At 66.7% G+C, this 14,885-nt stretch carries 9 protein-coding genes; 8 read left to right on the top strand and 1 reads right to left on the bottom strand.

The features are described 5' to 3' along the window. Positions 1–6: 6 nt before the first annotated feature. Positions 7–504 carry a Spy/CpxP family protein refolding chaperone gene (locus tag ACUJB0_RS16415; RefSeq protein ID WP_444846162.1) on the bottom strand — a complete coding sequence of 166 codons (498 nt, stop codon included), beginning with the start codon at positions 502–504 and terminating at the stop codon, positions 7–9. A 196-nt stretch (positions 505–700) separates the two neighbouring features. Here ACUJB0_RS16415 and ACUJB0_RS16410 point away from each other — a divergent pair, with 196 nt between their 5' ends. The 8 genes from ACUJB0_RS16410 to ACUJB0_RS16375 all read left to right on the top strand — a co-directional run bounded on the left by ACUJB0_RS16410 (position 701) and on the right by ACUJB0_RS16375 (position 14,852). Beyond that, positions 701–1,429, top strand: coding sequence for a response regulator (locus ACUJB0_RS16410; RefSeq protein ID WP_117014453.1), 729 nt, complete (start codon positions 701–703; stop codon positions 1,427–1,429). Then, entirely contained in the window at positions 1,426–2,781 is a 1,356-nt protein-coding gene (locus ACUJB0_RS16405; RefSeq protein WP_444846161.1) for an ATP-binding protein, read from the top strand. Before ACUJB0_RS16410 ends, ACUJB0_RS16405 begins: the two co-directional genes overlap by 4 nt. 99 nt (positions 2,782–2,880) lie before the next feature. Continuing rightward, positions 2,881–4,023: an efflux RND transporter periplasmic adaptor subunit gene (locus tag ACUJB0_RS16400; protein WP_444846160.1), complete on the top strand. Its 1,143-nt coding sequence runs from the start codon at positions 2,881–2,883 to the stop codon at positions 4,021–4,023. A gap of 3 nt (positions 4,024–4,026) precedes the next feature. After that, a complete protein-coding gene (locus ACUJB0_RS16395) occupies positions 4,027–7,173 on the top strand; it encodes an efflux RND transporter permease subunit (protein WP_444846159.1) in 3,147 nt (1,048 codons plus the stop codon). A gap of 72 nt (positions 7,174–7,245) precedes the next feature. After that, positions 7,246–9,156 carry an FAD/NAD(P)-binding protein gene (locus ACUJB0_RS16390; RefSeq protein WP_444846158.1) on the top strand — a complete coding sequence of 637 codons (1,911 nt, stop codon included), beginning with the start codon at positions 7,246–7,248 and terminating at the stop codon, positions 9,154–9,156. A 244-nt stretch (positions 9,157–9,400) separates the two neighbouring features. After that, on the top strand, positions 9,401–10,240 hold the full coding sequence (locus ACUJB0_RS16385; protein WP_444846157.1) for a hypothetical protein: 840 nt from the start codon (positions 9,401–9,403) through the stop codon (positions 10,238–10,240). A gap of 129 nt (positions 10,241–10,369) precedes the next feature. Beyond that, positions 10,370–11,260, top strand: coding sequence for an ABC transporter ATP-binding protein (locus tag ACUJB0_RS16380; protein ID WP_444846156.1), 891 nt, complete (start codon positions 10,370–10,372; stop codon positions 11,258–11,260). 10 nt (positions 11,261–11,270) lie between these two features. After that, a complete protein-coding gene (locus ACUJB0_RS16375) occupies positions 11,271–14,852 on the top strand; it encodes a M1 family aminopeptidase (RefSeq protein WP_444846155.1) in 3,582 nt (1,193 codons plus the stop codon). Positions 14,853–14,885 lie beyond the last annotated feature (33 nt).

The following is a 14,885-nucleotide window of genomic DNA, read 5'->3' as shown; positions in this document are numbered from 1 at the left end:
CAAGGCTCAGCCGCCGTGGCTGTGCCAGCCGCCACGCGGACCGGCATGCCCGCCATGTGCGCCGCCCATTGTGTGGTCGTCGAAGATGGCTTTCTGCTCGGCCGTCAGCTGGCTGTAGAACGCCGTCAGCGCGGTCAGGTGGGCTTCCATTTTGGCCTGGTGCTGCTTGCTCAGGTCAAGCATCTTGGCCAGGCGGTCGGGTGCCGACATCTGGGCGATGGCCGCGCGGTCCGGCATCATGCCGCCGGTCGCGGCCGGCGCGATCGCCGCTTGGTAGCTTGCCCACGCCGACTCCTGCTGCGCGGTCAGCTTCAACAGGTCGTGCAGCTTGGCCTGGCGCTTGGCGAACATCTCCGCCATCTTGGCCTGCATCTGCTCGCGGTTGACGGTGGCGCCGTGGCGGCCGGCCGCCGGAGCCGCATTGTCCATCTGCATCTGGGCCTGCGCCGCCGCCATGCCCACCACGGTAAAACCGATCAATATGCTTTTGCGTAAGACGTTCATGGTCGTTCCTCTATCGTTGAAAGTTGAGTATCGCGATGCACGGGCAGCGCGCTTGAACCCATAGTGGCAGCGCAAGGTTGCCACGAAGTTTCGCAGTTTGCGGATTTTGTATCCAGATGTTTCGTCACTGGAGAGATATACAAGACGATACAATTGGTGATTGGTCACGCGCCGGCTAACTGGGGATAATTAGCATATGGAACCCACATCAACTATCTTGATCGTCGACGACGATCGCGACATCCGCACCCTGCTGGCCGACTACCTCGAATCGAACGGCTACCGCGCCCTGTGCGCCGCCGACGGCGCCGCCATGTGGAAGCTGCTCGACGAAGCCCGCCCCGAACTGGTCGTGCTCGACCTCAACCTGCCCGGCGACGACGGCCTGACCCTGTGCCGCAAGCTGCGCGCCCACTCCACACTGCCGGTCATCATGCTCACCGCCCGCAACGAGCCGCTGGACCGCATCCTCGGCCTGGAAATGGGCGCCGACGACTACCTGCCGAAGCCGTTCGAGCCGCGCGAGCTGCTGGCGCGCATCCGCAGCGTCCTGCGGCGCAGCAACGCCATGCCGGTCGGCAGCGGCGCCGAGAAGGCGCAGCTGATGCGCTTCTCCGGCTGGACGCTGGACCTGACCGCGCGCCACCTGCTCAACCCGGACGGCATCGTCATCATGCTGTCGGGCGCCGAGTTCCGCCTGCTCAAGGTCTTCCTCGAGCACCCGAACCGCGTGCTCAACCGCGACCAGCTGCTCAACCTCACCCAGGGCCGCGACGCCGACCCGTTCGACCGCTCGATCGACATCCAGATCAGCCGCCTGCGCCAGAAGCTGGGCGAGGACGCGCGCCTGCCGCAAATCATCAAGACCGTGCGCAACGGCGGCTACGTGCTGGCCGGCACCGTCACCGTGGAGTCGCAGGCGTGAAAGCTTTCTTCGGCTCGATGACCGGGCGGGTGTTCCTGATCCTGCTGCTCGGTATCGTCGCCTCGGCGGCGCTGACCCAGTGGCTGGCCGTGGGCGAGCGCGTGCGCGCGCTGGAGCGTTACCGCGACTTCCACGCGCTCGAGCGCGCCGAACAATTGATCACCACCGCCGACGTGCTGCCCGAGGCCTCGCGCCCGACCTACCTGCGCATGGCCACGCGCGGCACCGTCAAGCTGCAGGCCACCGACCAGCCGCTGGCCACGGGCCTGCCGCCGACCGAATTCTCCGCCACCCTGCAGCAGCGCCTGGGCGACGGCTACCAGCTGGCACCGCTGGCCGAGCACCCGGCCGTTTGCGACCTGCCGCGCAAGAGCAGCAACATCTTCGCGCCGAGCCAATGGCGCGGCACCTGCGAGACCATGAACGTGCGCCTGCACGACGGCCAGGTGCTCAAGCTGTCGGTGCTGCCGCCGCGCGCGCCGCCGCCGTCCAGCCATAGCGAGCTGCTGGCCATCCTGCCCTTCCTGCTCTGCATCGCCGCGCTGGCCTACCTGGTCACGCGCATGACGGTGCGTCCGCTCAAGCGCCTGGCGCAGGCCGCCAAGGACCTGGGCAACGACATCAACCACGCGCCGGTCGCGCTGAGCGGCGCGGTCGAGATCCGCCAGGCCAGCGCCGCCTTCAACGCCATGCAGGCGCGCATCCGCCAGCACATCATGCAGCGCACGCAGATGCTGGCCGCCATCACCCACGACCTGCAGACGCCGCTCACCCGCCTGCGCCTGCGGCTGGAAAAAGTCAGCGACCACGATTTGCAGCAGCGCCTGATCGAAGACTTGTCGGCGATGCAGCAGATGGTCAAGGAAGGCCTGGACCTGGCGCGCAGCATGGACACCACCGAAACCATGCAGGCGCTGGATCTCGACGCGCTGCTCGACAGCGTCTGCAGCGACGCCACCGACGGCGGCCAGCCGGTCGAGCTGCGCGGGCGCGCGGCGATGGCGCTGATGGGCCGGCCTATGGCGATCCGCCGCTGCCTGGTCAACCTGATCGACAACGCCGTCAAGTACGGCCACTACGCCAACGTCACGGTCGAGCGCATGGTGGGCGCGGCGCGCATCCGCATCCGCGACGGCGGCCCCGGCATCGACCCGGACCAGATGGCGCGCGTATTCGAACCGTTCTATCGCATCGAAACCTCGCGCTCGCGCGAGTCCGGTGGCACCGGCCTGGGCCTGACCATCGCCCGCAACATCGCCGAGCAGCACGGCGCCAATGTCATGCTGGCCAACCACGCCGAGGGCGGCCTGGAGGTGACGCTGATCGTGCCGGAATACTACGCCGGCGCCTGAATCCGCAGGGCGCGGTTTTTCCAGTAAATACTGTGCGACAATATTCCGCCTTGTCCAGGGTGGTAATGTTTTTCGACAGTAAACCTAGTTTAAAAAATAATGAAAAAATCTTCCTTAGCAGTGCTGGTCGGCGCCATCGCCGTGGTCGGTGGCGGCGTCTGGTACGCGACGCATCAAACGGCCGAGCCGCCGAAGGGGCAGGGCCAGGGCCAGCAAGGCCCGACCACCGTCAGCGTGATCGCCCCGGTGCGCCAGGATGTGCCCGTGGTGCTGCAAGCGAACGGCACTGTCACGCCGATCAGCACGGTGGACCTGCATCCGCAAACCACCAGCACCATCGCCAAGGTGCACATCAAGGAAGGGCAGTTCGTCAAATCGGGCGAGCTGATGTTCACGCTGGACGACCGCAGCGAGCGCGCCAACCTCGACAAGGCCCAGGCCCAGGTCGCGCGCGACCAGGCCGCGCTGGCCGACTACGAGCGCCAGTACAAGCGCGCGCAGGAACTGCTGGCCAAGAGCTTCATCGCGCAGGGTGCGGTCGACACGCTGAAGAGCCAGGTCGACTCGGCGCGCGCGCTGCTGCAGGCCGACATCGCCGCCGCCCGCTCGGTGGGCGTCGACGCCAGCTACACCGCGATCCGCTCGCCGATGAGCGGCCGTGTCGGCGCCATCAACGTCTATCCGGGCAGCCTGGTGCAGCTGGCCACGTCGCTGACCACCATCACCCAGCTCGATCCGATCAACGTCGCCTTTACGCTGCCGGAGTCGGCGCTGGCCGGCCTGCTGCAGGCGCAGCATGAAGGGCCGGTGCCGGTCAAGGTGGTGCAGGGCGGCGGCCAGGAGATCAGTGGCGCGCTGAGCTTCATCGACAACACGGTCGATCCGGTCGCCGGCGTGATCCGCGTGAAGGCCCAGTTCGACAACAAGGACACCAGGCTGTGGCCCGGCCAGTACGTCAACACCAAGCTGGTCTCGCAGGTGTTGAAGGATGCCATGGTGATCCCGCAGAACGCCATCATCAGCAACACGCGCGGCACCTTCATCTACGCGGTCGACGCCGACCACGCCGCCAAGGTGGTCAACATCAAACGCGTGTACTCGTTCGGCGACAACGCCGCCGTGACCGGCCTGAGCGGCACTGAGCAAGTCATCGTCGACGGCAAGCAGAACCTGCGGCCGGGCGGCAAGGTGCGCATCGCCGGCGCCGACAAGCCCGCCGACACGACCAAACAAAAGGGCTAAGCGATGAACCTCTCCGAGTTGTGCATCCGCCGGCCGGTGATGGTGGTGCTGCTGTCGCTGACTCTGATCCTGGCCGGCGTGCTGTCGTACTTCTATATCCCGGTCGCCGCGCTGCCGAGCTACAACACGCCAGTCATCAACGTCTCGGCCGACCTGCCGGGCGCCGCGCCGGACACGATGGCCTCGTCCGTCGCGCTGCCGCTGGAGAAGCAGTTCTCCACCATCGCCGGCCTGTCGCTGATCACCTCCACCAACACGCTGGGCAATTCCTCGCTGACCCTGGAGTTCGACCCCAGCGTCAACGTCAACGAGGCGGCGGTGGACGTGCAGGCCGCGCTGCTGCGCGCCCAGCGCCAGTTGCCGATCGAGATGACCGACCTGCCGTCCTACCGCAAGGTCAACCCGGCCGACGCGCCTGTGCTGTTCATGACGATGAACTCGCCATCGCTGACCTTGGCCGAGCTGAACGACTACGCCGAGAACCTGATCGCGCCGAGCCTGTCGACCTTGCCCGGCGTGGCGCAAGTCAGCGTCAACGGCCAGAAGCGTTTCGCCGTGCGCGTGCGCGCCAAGTCCGAGCTGATGAACGCCCGCAACCTGACGCTCGATGAACTGCAGCAGGCGATCAAGTCGGCCAACGCCAACACGCCGCTGGGCATCCTCGACGGCCCGAGCCAGACGCTGACCATCCAGGGCAACGCCCAGCTGATGAAGGCCTCCGAGTTCGCCGAGCTCATCGTCGCCCAGCGCAACGGCCAGCCGGTGCGCCTGAAGGACGTGGCGACGGTGGAGGACAGCTTCCAGTCGGTCAAGACCGCCGGCAGCTACAACGGCGAGCGCTCCATCGTGCTGCTGGTGCAGCGCCAGCCGGACGCCAACACCGTGCAAGTGGTGGACGGCGTGCGCCGCCTGCTGCCGCGCTTCAAGAACCAGTTGCCGGCCTCGATCAACATCAACCTGGTCAACGACCGCTCGGTGTCGATCCGCGAAGCCATCCACGACGTCAACCTGACGCTGCTGCTGACCATCTTCCTGGTGGTGCTGGTGATTTTCCTGTTCCTGCGCCGCGCGGCCGCCACCTTCATCCCGGCCATCACGATGCCGATCTCGCTGCTGGGCGCGCTGGCCTTGCTGTACGCCTTCGGCTACAGCCTCGACAACGTCTCCCTGCTCGGCATCACCTTGGCGGTCGGCCTGGTGGTGGACGACGCCATCGTGGTGCTGGAGAACATCGTGCGCCACATCGAGCTCGGCAAGAAGCCGCTGCAGGCCTCGCTGGTGGGCGCCAAGGAAATGGGCTTCACGATCATCTCGATCTCGGTCTCGCTGGTGGCCGTGTTCATCCCGATCTTCTTCATGCCCGGCGTGATCGGTTTGATGTTCCATGAATTCGCCGTGGTGGTGGCGCTGTCGGTGCTGGTGTCGGCGGCGGTGTCGCTGATGCTGGTGCCGATGCTGGCCAGCCGCCTGCTGCCGGCCGACGCCATCGATCCCGAGCACGACAAGGGCGGCTTCATCGGCCGCTGGTTCGAGACCGGCTTCACCGCGCTGCGCAACGGCTATGTGCGCACGCTGGACATCGCGCTGCACCACCGCTACATCGTGCTGCTGGCGGCGATCGGCACCTTCGCGCTGACGGCGGTGCTGTACGTGACCATCCCCAAGGGCTTCTTCCCCGAGGAGGACCTGGGCCAGATCCGCGTCAACACCGAGGCCTCGGAAGACATCTCCTCGTCCTCGCTGATGGAGTTGCAGGAGCGCGTGGCGGCCGTCATCAAGGCCGACCCCAACGTGCAGGACGTGACCTCGTTTGTCGGCGGCGGCAACAGCGGCCGCATGTTCCTGGTGCTCAAGCCGCGTGGCCAGCGCCAGAAGATGCCGCAAGTGCTGGACAGCCTGCGCAAGGCCACCAAGTCGGTGGCCGGCATCTCGGTCTACCTGAGTCCCGTGCAAAACCTGCAGCTGGGCGGACGCCAGTCCAAGAGCCGCTACCAGTACACGCTGCAATCGGTCAGCCCCGGCGCGCTCAACGACTGGGCGCAAAAGTACCTCGACAAGCTGCGCGCCGATCCCGACTTCCGCGACGTCACCAGCGATTCGCAGAACAAGGGCCTTCAAGCCTCGCTGAAGATCGACCGCGACAAGGCCAACAACCTCGGCGTGGCCATCGGCGACATCCGCACCGCGCTCTACCTGGCCTTCGGCGAGCGGCAAGTGTCGACCATCTACTCGCCGGCCGCCAGCTATTACGTGATCCTGGAGGCGGCCACCGCCGACCGCCAGTTCGACGACGCGCTGACCCGCATCTCGGTGCGCAACAAGAGCGGCAACCTGGTGCAGCTGTCCAGCTTTGCCACGGTCGAGCGCACCATCGGCCCGACCGCCGTCAACCACCAGGGCCAGCTGCAGGCGATCACGCTGTCGTTCAACCTGGCGCCGGATGTCCCGCTGGGCAAGGCCACCGCCAAGATCGACCAGATGGGCATGGAGATGCATTTGCCGCCGTCGATCATCACCAACTACGGCGGCGACGCGGCGGTGTTCCAGAGCTCGCAGGGCAGCCAGCTGATCCTGATCATCGCCGCGCTGGGCGTGATCTACGTGCTGCTGGGCGTGCTGTACGAGAGCTACATCCACCCGCTGACCATCCTGGCCGGCCTGCCGTCGGCCGCCGTGGGCGCCTTGCTGACCTTGCGCCTGTTCAACCTGGACCTGACGATGATCGCCATCATCGGCATCCTGATGCTGATCGGTATCGTCAAGAAGAACGCCATCATGATGATCGACTTCGCGCTGCACGTGCAGCGCAACGAGGGCCGCACGCCGGCCGAGGCGATCCGCGAAGCCTGCGTGCTGCGCTTCCGTCCGATCATGATGACCACCATGGCCGCGCTGATGGGCGCCTTGCCGATCGCGCTGGGCCTGGGCGCCGGCGCCGAGCTGCGCCAGCCGCTGGGCCTGGCCGTGGTGGGCGGCCTGATCTTCTCGCAGGTGATCACGCTGTACATCACGCCGGTCATCTACCTGTTCCTCGACAAGTACAGCGGCACCGGCCCGATGAGCGACGAGGAGCTGGTGGCCGGCGACGTGCCGCCCGCGCCGGGTGTGCACGCCGTACCACTGAAGGCCGTGAACACCGTCAAGCATTGAGCGGTCACAAGTTGCTCTGAAGATCGTCTATTTATTATGGGCAAGTTGCCCATAATAAAAGGACGGATACAGATGAAACGCCACAGTGTCACCATCATCGGCATGGGCCCTCGCGGGCTCAGCGCTTTTGAACGCCTGGCGGCGGCCGCCGCCAGCCTGCAGCTGCCGCTCGACATCAACCTGATCGAACCTGGCGACTGCGGTCCCGGCGTGCACAGCACGCGCCAGCCGCAGCATCTGCTGATCAACACCATCGCCAGCCAGGTCACGCTGTTTCCCGCGCCGGGCGCGGTGCAGCACGCGCCGGTGTGCGCCACACCCTCGCTGACCACCTGGGCGCGCCAGCAGGGCTACCGCCGCGTCGGCGAGCGCTACTACCGCCTCGGCGAACACGGCGGCGCCGAGATCACCGAAGCCGACTACCTGCCGCGCAGCCTGCTGGGCGAATACCTGGCCTGGGGCTATCGCCAGATCGCCGCCGCGCTGCCATCCAGCGTGCGCCTGACCCACCACCGGCTGCGCGCCACCGACCTGTGGCGCCAGCCGGATGGCCGCCACACCGTCGAGCTGGAAACCGGCTACCTGGTGCACAGCGACTTCGTCGTGCTGACCACCGGCCACGGCCGCAACCAGCCCAGCGCGATGGACGACATGCTGGCCGCCTTCGCGCAGGAGCATGCGCGCCACAACAGCCGGCTGGCCTTTGTGCGCCACGCCTATCCGCTGACCCGGCTCGACGGCATCGGCGCCGGCACCCGCGTCGCCATCCAGGGCCTGGGCCTGAGCGCGCACGACGTCATTGCCGAGCTGACGGTGGGGCGGGGCGGCGCCTTCGTGCAGGACGGGGACGGCCTGCGCTACGAGCGCTCGGGCGCCGAGCCGCAGCTGACGCTGTGCTCGCGTCACTGCCTGCCGGCCGCCGCGCGCGGCGTCAACCAGAAGGGACTGGACGGCCGCCACCAGCCGCGCTACTTCACGCCGGACGCGGTGGAGGCGCTGCGCCGCCTGGCGCTGGCCTCGCGCGGCAGCCGCCAGCTGGACTTCGAGCGCGAGCTGCTGCCCCTGCTCAAGCGCGAGATGGGCTGGGTCTACCGCAACACGCTGGCGACGGCGGCGCCCGGCGGCGCCGCCATCGATCCCGCCCGTTACATGCTGTCGGCCGACGACAGCGCGCTGATCGACCAGCTGCTGTTCCCGTTGCGCGGAAGCGAGTTCGATTCGCTGGAAGAGTTCCGCCAGTTCTTCACCGGCTGGCTGCGCGACGACCTGGCCGAGGCCCTGCTGGGCAACGTCGGCAGCGCCGTCAAGGCCGCCACCGACGTGCTGCGCGACGTGCGCGCCACGCTGCAGGCGGCGGTCGAGCACGGCGGGCTGACGCCGGCCTCGCACCGCCGCTTCCTCGAGGTCTACCACCCGGCCATCAACCGGGTCGCCTTCGGGCCGCCGCTGCGCCGCAACCAGGAACTGCTGGCGCTGCTGGACGCGGGCGTGATCGAGATCGCCTCCGGCCCCGGCTGCACGGTCGGGCTCGACGAGCAGAACGCGCGCTACGCGCTGAGCACCAGGTTCGGCGACAGCGTGGTCCAGCACCAGGCCGATGTGCTGGTCGTGGCCCGCCTGGACGCCTTTTTGCCCGAGCTGGACGATTCCTTACTCATCCGTAATGTGCTGAAACGTGGGCTGGCGCGGCCGTACTACAACGGCTCCTACCACCCCGGCGGACTGGACATCGACGCCGCCGGCCAGCCGCGCGACGACTTCGGCCGGCCGTCCCGCAACCTGTGGGTGCTGGGCTACCTGGCCGAGGGCGCGCACTACTACACGCACGCCCTGCCACGGCCCGGAATGCGCTCGCGCCAGGTGCTGGACGCCGACCTGTGCGTGCACGCCATGCTGGCCCGCATGGACGCCATCCCGCTGCCGGAGACCCGCCACGCCGCCGTTCCGGCGTCCCCGGCGGCCTTGCCACACGTCACTTTGTAAAGCCGGTTGATACATACGGTAACACCCGTCAAGACGTGGAACTTGTAAGCTACCTTTTCCTGGAGCGTACGCGCCGCCGTCCGGCGCGTTATCATGGCCTTGCACAGCGGTTCCCAAAAATGCGGGACTCTGGCACTATGGCCGCATTTTCTCGACGTCGTTCCGTTCAAGGTTTGCTATTTTGCATCACGATTCCCATATACTTTCTGCAAATTCCGAATATTGCGAAACGTGCGGCCAGCGTTTGCCTGAGGCCGGGGAGCGGTTCGCCGCATGGGATCGCAAATCGAAGTCCAACCGCATCGGCATCGGCATCTCGATCGCGCTTCACCTGCTGGGCGTGCTGTACTACTTCCTGTCGCCCACGCCCAAGCCCACCCACGCCGCGCCGCCCAAGGGCGGGGTGATGGTCTACATCGCGCCGCTGCCGGAGAAGGCGACCAAGAAGCCCACGCCGGAACCCAAGAAGACCGAGGTGGCCAAGGCCAAGCCGCCACCGCCGCGCAAGCAGGTCGCCGCCAAGGACGCGCCGGCCGCCATCCGGCCCAAGCTGGAAACCTATGTGCCGCCGGTGCAGGCCACCATGACGCCGCCGCCCGAGCAGGACATGTCCGAGATGATCGCCAAGCGCCGCGCCGCGCGCGAGGCCAACAACCCGCAACCGGCGCCAGCGGCGCCGACCGAGAGCGACAGCGAACGTTCGCTGCGCATCGCCAAGGCCAACATCGCCGGCGCGCAGGGCCGCACCAGCGGCGCCGACAAGGACGACACCGGCGGCATCTTCTCGGTCGACAAGAGCTACCACAGCGCCGACGTCAAGTTCCGCGGCTGGAACACCAACTTCAAGCGCCGCTGGCTGCAGCAGATCCACGTCGAGCAGGGCGCCGAGCAGGACATCGAAACCGCCGTGGCCAAGGAAATGGTCAAGATCATCCGCAAGGAAAAGCCGGGCGACTTCGAATGGGATTCACGCCGCCTGGGCAAGGTGGTCACGCTGAGCGCGCGCAAGGAGGACGAGAAGGAATTGATCGCCTTCCTGCTGAAGGAAATGTTCCCCGAGTACACGCGCGGCGCCGGCCGCTGATTTGCCAAAAAACTACGTTTCACCCCCCGATTTTCGCCGTTGGTCGCAAACTCCCGATAGCTTGACAACTTTATTTTAAAGTAATCTTGTCGCGGACCCCGTCCGTCCCCTATCAGGAGAGTGCGTTCCATGCTATCGATCAAACAGCTGAGCAAGACCTACGCCAACGGCGTCAAGGCCATCAACGACGTCACCCTGGACATCCCGAACGGCATGTTCGGCCTGCTGGGCCCCAACGGCGCCGGCAAGTCGTCGCTGATGCGCACCATCGCCACGCTGCAGGATCCCGATAGTGGCACCATCCATTTCGACGGCCTCGACGTGCTGGCCCAGCCCGAGGCGCTGCGCCGCCAGCTCGGCTACCTGCCGCAGGACTTCGGCGTCTACCCCAAGGTCACGGCCGAGGTGCTGCTGAACCACTTCGCCGTGCTCAAGGGCCTGACCGCGCGCGGCGAGCGCAAGGAGGCGGTCGAGGCGCTGCTGCAGCAGACCAACCTGTGGGAAGCGCGCAAGCGCGGCCTGGGCACCTTTTCGGGCGGCATGCGCCAGCGCTTCGGCATCGCCCAGGCGCTGCTCGGCTCGCCACGGCTGGTGATCGTCGACGAACCCACCGCCGGCCTCGACCCCGACGAACGCAACCGCTTCCTCAACCTGCTGGCCAAGATCGGCGAGCAGGTGGTGGTGATTTTGTCGACCCACATCGTGGCCGACGTCACCGACCTGTGCCCGCGCATGGCGCTGATCGTCAAGGGCGAGGTGCGGCTGCAGGGCGAGCCGCAGGCCACCATCGACACGCTGCGCAGCAAGGTCTGGCGCCGCAGCGTCAGCGCCGAGGCGCTGCCGGAATACCAGCAGCGCATGAACGTCCTGCACACCCGCCTGGTCGGCGGCAAGCCGCAGATCAATGTGTTCGCCGACAGCCAGCCGGACGACGGCTTCATCCAGGTCGAGCCGGACCTGGAGGACGTCTACTTCCTGCACGTGCGCAGCGCCGCCGCCAACGCGGCCGCCACCGTCTGAGGGGCGCGCCATGTTGATGGAATTCTTTAAGTTCGACCTGCGCTACCAGTTGCGCCAGCCGCTGCTGTGGGTCACCGGCCTGATCCTCGGCCTGATGGCCTTCGGCGCCGCCACCAGCGACGCCGTCCAGGTCGGCGGCGCGATCGGCAATGTGCACCGCAACGCGCCGGTGGTCGTGGCGCAGATGCTGGGCTCGTTCACCGTGGTGGCGACCTTCATCGTCACCGTCTTCATCGCCGGCGCAGTGCTGCGCGACAGCGAGGTCGGCATCTCCGACATGCTGTTCGCCACGCCGATGCGCAAGTACCAGTACCTGGCCGGGCGCTTCCTGGCCGGCCTGGCCGCCTGCGTGTGCATCTTCGTGCTGATCGCCGCCGGCATGCTGATTGGCTCGGTGATGCCGTGGGTCGACACCGCCCGCGTCGGCCCGCAGCCGCTGTTCGCCTACCTGTGGGGCTTCGCGTTCTTCGTCATTCCCAACCTGGTGTTCGTCGGCGCCTTGCTGATGCTGCTGGCGTCCACCACGCGCTCGATGATGCTGGTGTATGTCGGCGTGCTGGGCTTCTTCGTGCTGTGGATCGTGGCCGGCGTGTTCACCCGCGACATCAACAACGAGTGGACCGCCGTGCTGCTCGACCCGTTCGGCGTGCGCGCCTTCGGCCGCGCCACCCGCTACTTCTCGACCGCCGATTCGAACGCCGGCCTGCCGCCGTTCAGCGGCTTCCTGCTGGCCAACCGCGCGCTGTGGCTGGCGGTGGCGCTGGTGTTCTTCGGCGCCACGCTGGCGCTGTTCAAGCCGCAGCGCGCCGGCACCGGCCGCCGCCTGTTCGGCAAGGCCAAGCAGGCCGCCCCGGTGGCGGCGGCGCCGTCCAACGTGGCGCTGCCGCGCACGGTCGCGCACTTCGACGCGTTGACCGGATGGCGCCAGTGCTGGCACATCCTGCGCTTCGACGCTGTGGGCGTGTTCAAGAGCGTGCCCTTCCTGGTGATGCTGCTGTTCGGCGTGCTCAACTTCGTCGGCGCGGCCAGCCAGGCCGGCACCAACTTCGGCACCACCGTGTATCCGGTCACCGGGCTGATGCTGCGCACGCTGGCCAGCGCATTCAACTTCATGCTGATCATCGTGCTGACCTTCTACGCCGGCGAGCTGATCTTCAAGGAACGCCAGGCCAAAATCGCCGACGTCAGCGACGCCATGCCCGTGCCGGACTGGGCGCCGCTGCTGGCCAAGAGCATCGCGCTGATCGGCGTCATCTTCGGCTTCCTGCTGACCGGCATGGTGGCGGCCGTGTGCTTCCAGCTGGTCAAGGGCGGCACGCCGATCGAAGTGGGCCTGTACCTGAAAGGCCTGCTGCTGGAGTCGGCGTTCTTCGTGCTGATGGGCCTGATGGCCCTGGTGCTGCAAGTGCTGACCAATAACAAGTTCCTCGGCTACCTGCTGGTGATCGTGCTGATGGTGTCGCAGATCGTGCTGAGCGTCATGCACTTCGACCACAACCTGTACAACTTCGCCTCGCTGCCCGGCCTGCGCTATTCGGACATGAACGGCTACGGCCACTTCCTCAAGGGCTGGTCATGGTTCGGCGTCTACTGGGGCTTGTTCACCTTGGCCTTGCTGGTGCTGGCGCAGGCGTTCTGGGTGCGCGGACTGGCGCGTCCATGGCGCCAGCGCGCGCAGCTGGCGGCCGCGCGCCTGAAGGGGCCGTCCGGCTTCGCGCTGGCCACGCTGCTGGCCGGCTTCGTCGGCAGCGGCGCCTGGATCTTCTACAACACCAACGTGCTCAACAAGTACGAGGCGTCCGACGTGGTGATGGACAAGCAAGCCCGCTACGAAAAACTGTACCGCCGCTACATCGACCTGCCGCAGCCGCGCGTGACCGACATCAGCGCCGACGTCGACATCTTCCCGGCCGAGCGCCGGGTGGCGATCCACGGCCGCTACCAGATGGAGAACAAGACCGGCGCGCCGCTCGACGTGCTGCGCATCCAGGTCAATCCCGACCTGGAAACGCGCTTCGACAACCTGCCGCCGCACACGATGGAACTGGACGACAAGGTGGCCGGCTTCAGCATCGTCAAGCTGGCGCAGCCGCTGGCGCCCGGCGCCAAGCTGGACCTGTCCTTCCACGTCGACGTGCGCAACCAGGGCTTCACCAACAGCGGCGCGCCGGACCGCGTCAACCTGAACGGCACCTTCTTCGACAACTTCACCTTCTTCCCGCACTTCGGCTACAACCACCAGGGCGAGCTGACCGACCGCAACGAGCGCCGCAAGCGCGGCCTGGGCGAGCCGGTGCGCATGCCCAAGCTGGAGGACGAGAAGGCGCGCGCCAACGCCGTCTTCAGCGACGAGGCGGACTGGATCAACTTCGAGACCACCGTCTCCACCAGCGCCGACCAGATCGCCATCGCCCCCGGCTACCTGCAGAAGCGCTGGGAGCAGAACGGCCGCCGCTACTTCCACTACAAGATGGACCGGCCGATGGTGCCGTTCTTCGCCTACCTGTCGGCCCGCTGGGACGTGCGCAAGGGCGAGTGGCACGGCCTGCCGATCGAGATCTACTACGACAGCAAGCACGCCTACAACGTCGACCGCATGATCACCTCGGCGCAGAAGTCGCTCGACTACTTCGAGGCCAACTTCACGCCCTACCAGCACAAGCAGGTGCGGGTGCTGGAGTTCCCGAACTACCAGAGCTTCGCGCAATCGTTCGCCAACACCATCCCGTATTCGGAATCGATAGGCTTCATCGCCGACCTGCGCAGCAAGGACGACATCGACTACGTCTACTACGTCACCGCGCACGAGATGGCACACCAGTGGTGGGGCCACCAGGCGGTCAGCGCCAACATGCAGGGCTCGACCATGCTGATCGAATCGCTGGCGCAGTACTCGGCGATGATGGTGATGGAGAAGGCCTACGGCCGCGACAAGCTGCGCCGCTTTTTGCGCTTCGAGCTGGACCGCTACCTGAGCGACCGCGGCGGCGAGCTGGTCGAGGAGCAGCCGCTGCTGCGCGTGGAGAACCAGCAGTACATCCACTACCGCAAGGGCAGCCTGGTGTTCTACCGCCTGCGCGACGAGATCGGCGAGGCCGCGCTCAACCGCGCGCTGAAGCGCTTCCTGACCGACAAGGCCTACCAGCAGCCGCCGTACACCACCAGCCGCGAATTGCTGTCCTACATCCGCGCCGAGGCGCCGCAGGACAAGCAGGCGCTGATCACCGACCTGTTCGAGAAGATCGTCTTCTACGACAACCGCGTGACCGAGGCCAAGGCCCACAAGCGCGCGGATGGCCAGTGGGACGTGACGATGACGCTGCACCTGGCCAAGATGGAGGCCGATGGCAAGGGCAAGGAGACGCCGCGCGTGTACGACGAGCCGGTGGAGATCGCGGTGTTCGCGCGCGACAAGGGCGCCAAGGAGCGCGACGAGCGCGTGCTGTTCACCGACAAGCGCGTGCTGCAGGGCAGCGATCCAGTGGTGACGGTGACGGTCAAGGAGCAGCCGTTCGAGGTCGGCGTCGATCCGTACAACAAGATGATCGACCGCGTTTCGCGCGACAACCGGATGGAGGTCACGGTCGAATAAGCGTGGTAAAAATTGTTACACTAAAAGACAAAT

Source organism: Duganella caerulea (assembly GCF_040362985.1).
Taxonomy (GTDB): domain Bacteria; phylum Pseudomonadota; class Gammaproteobacteria; order Burkholderiales; family Burkholderiaceae_D; genus Rugamonas; species Rugamonas vulcania.
Note: the sequence above shows the minus strand (reverse complement) of the source record. Positions and strands in the feature narration are given on the sequence as shown.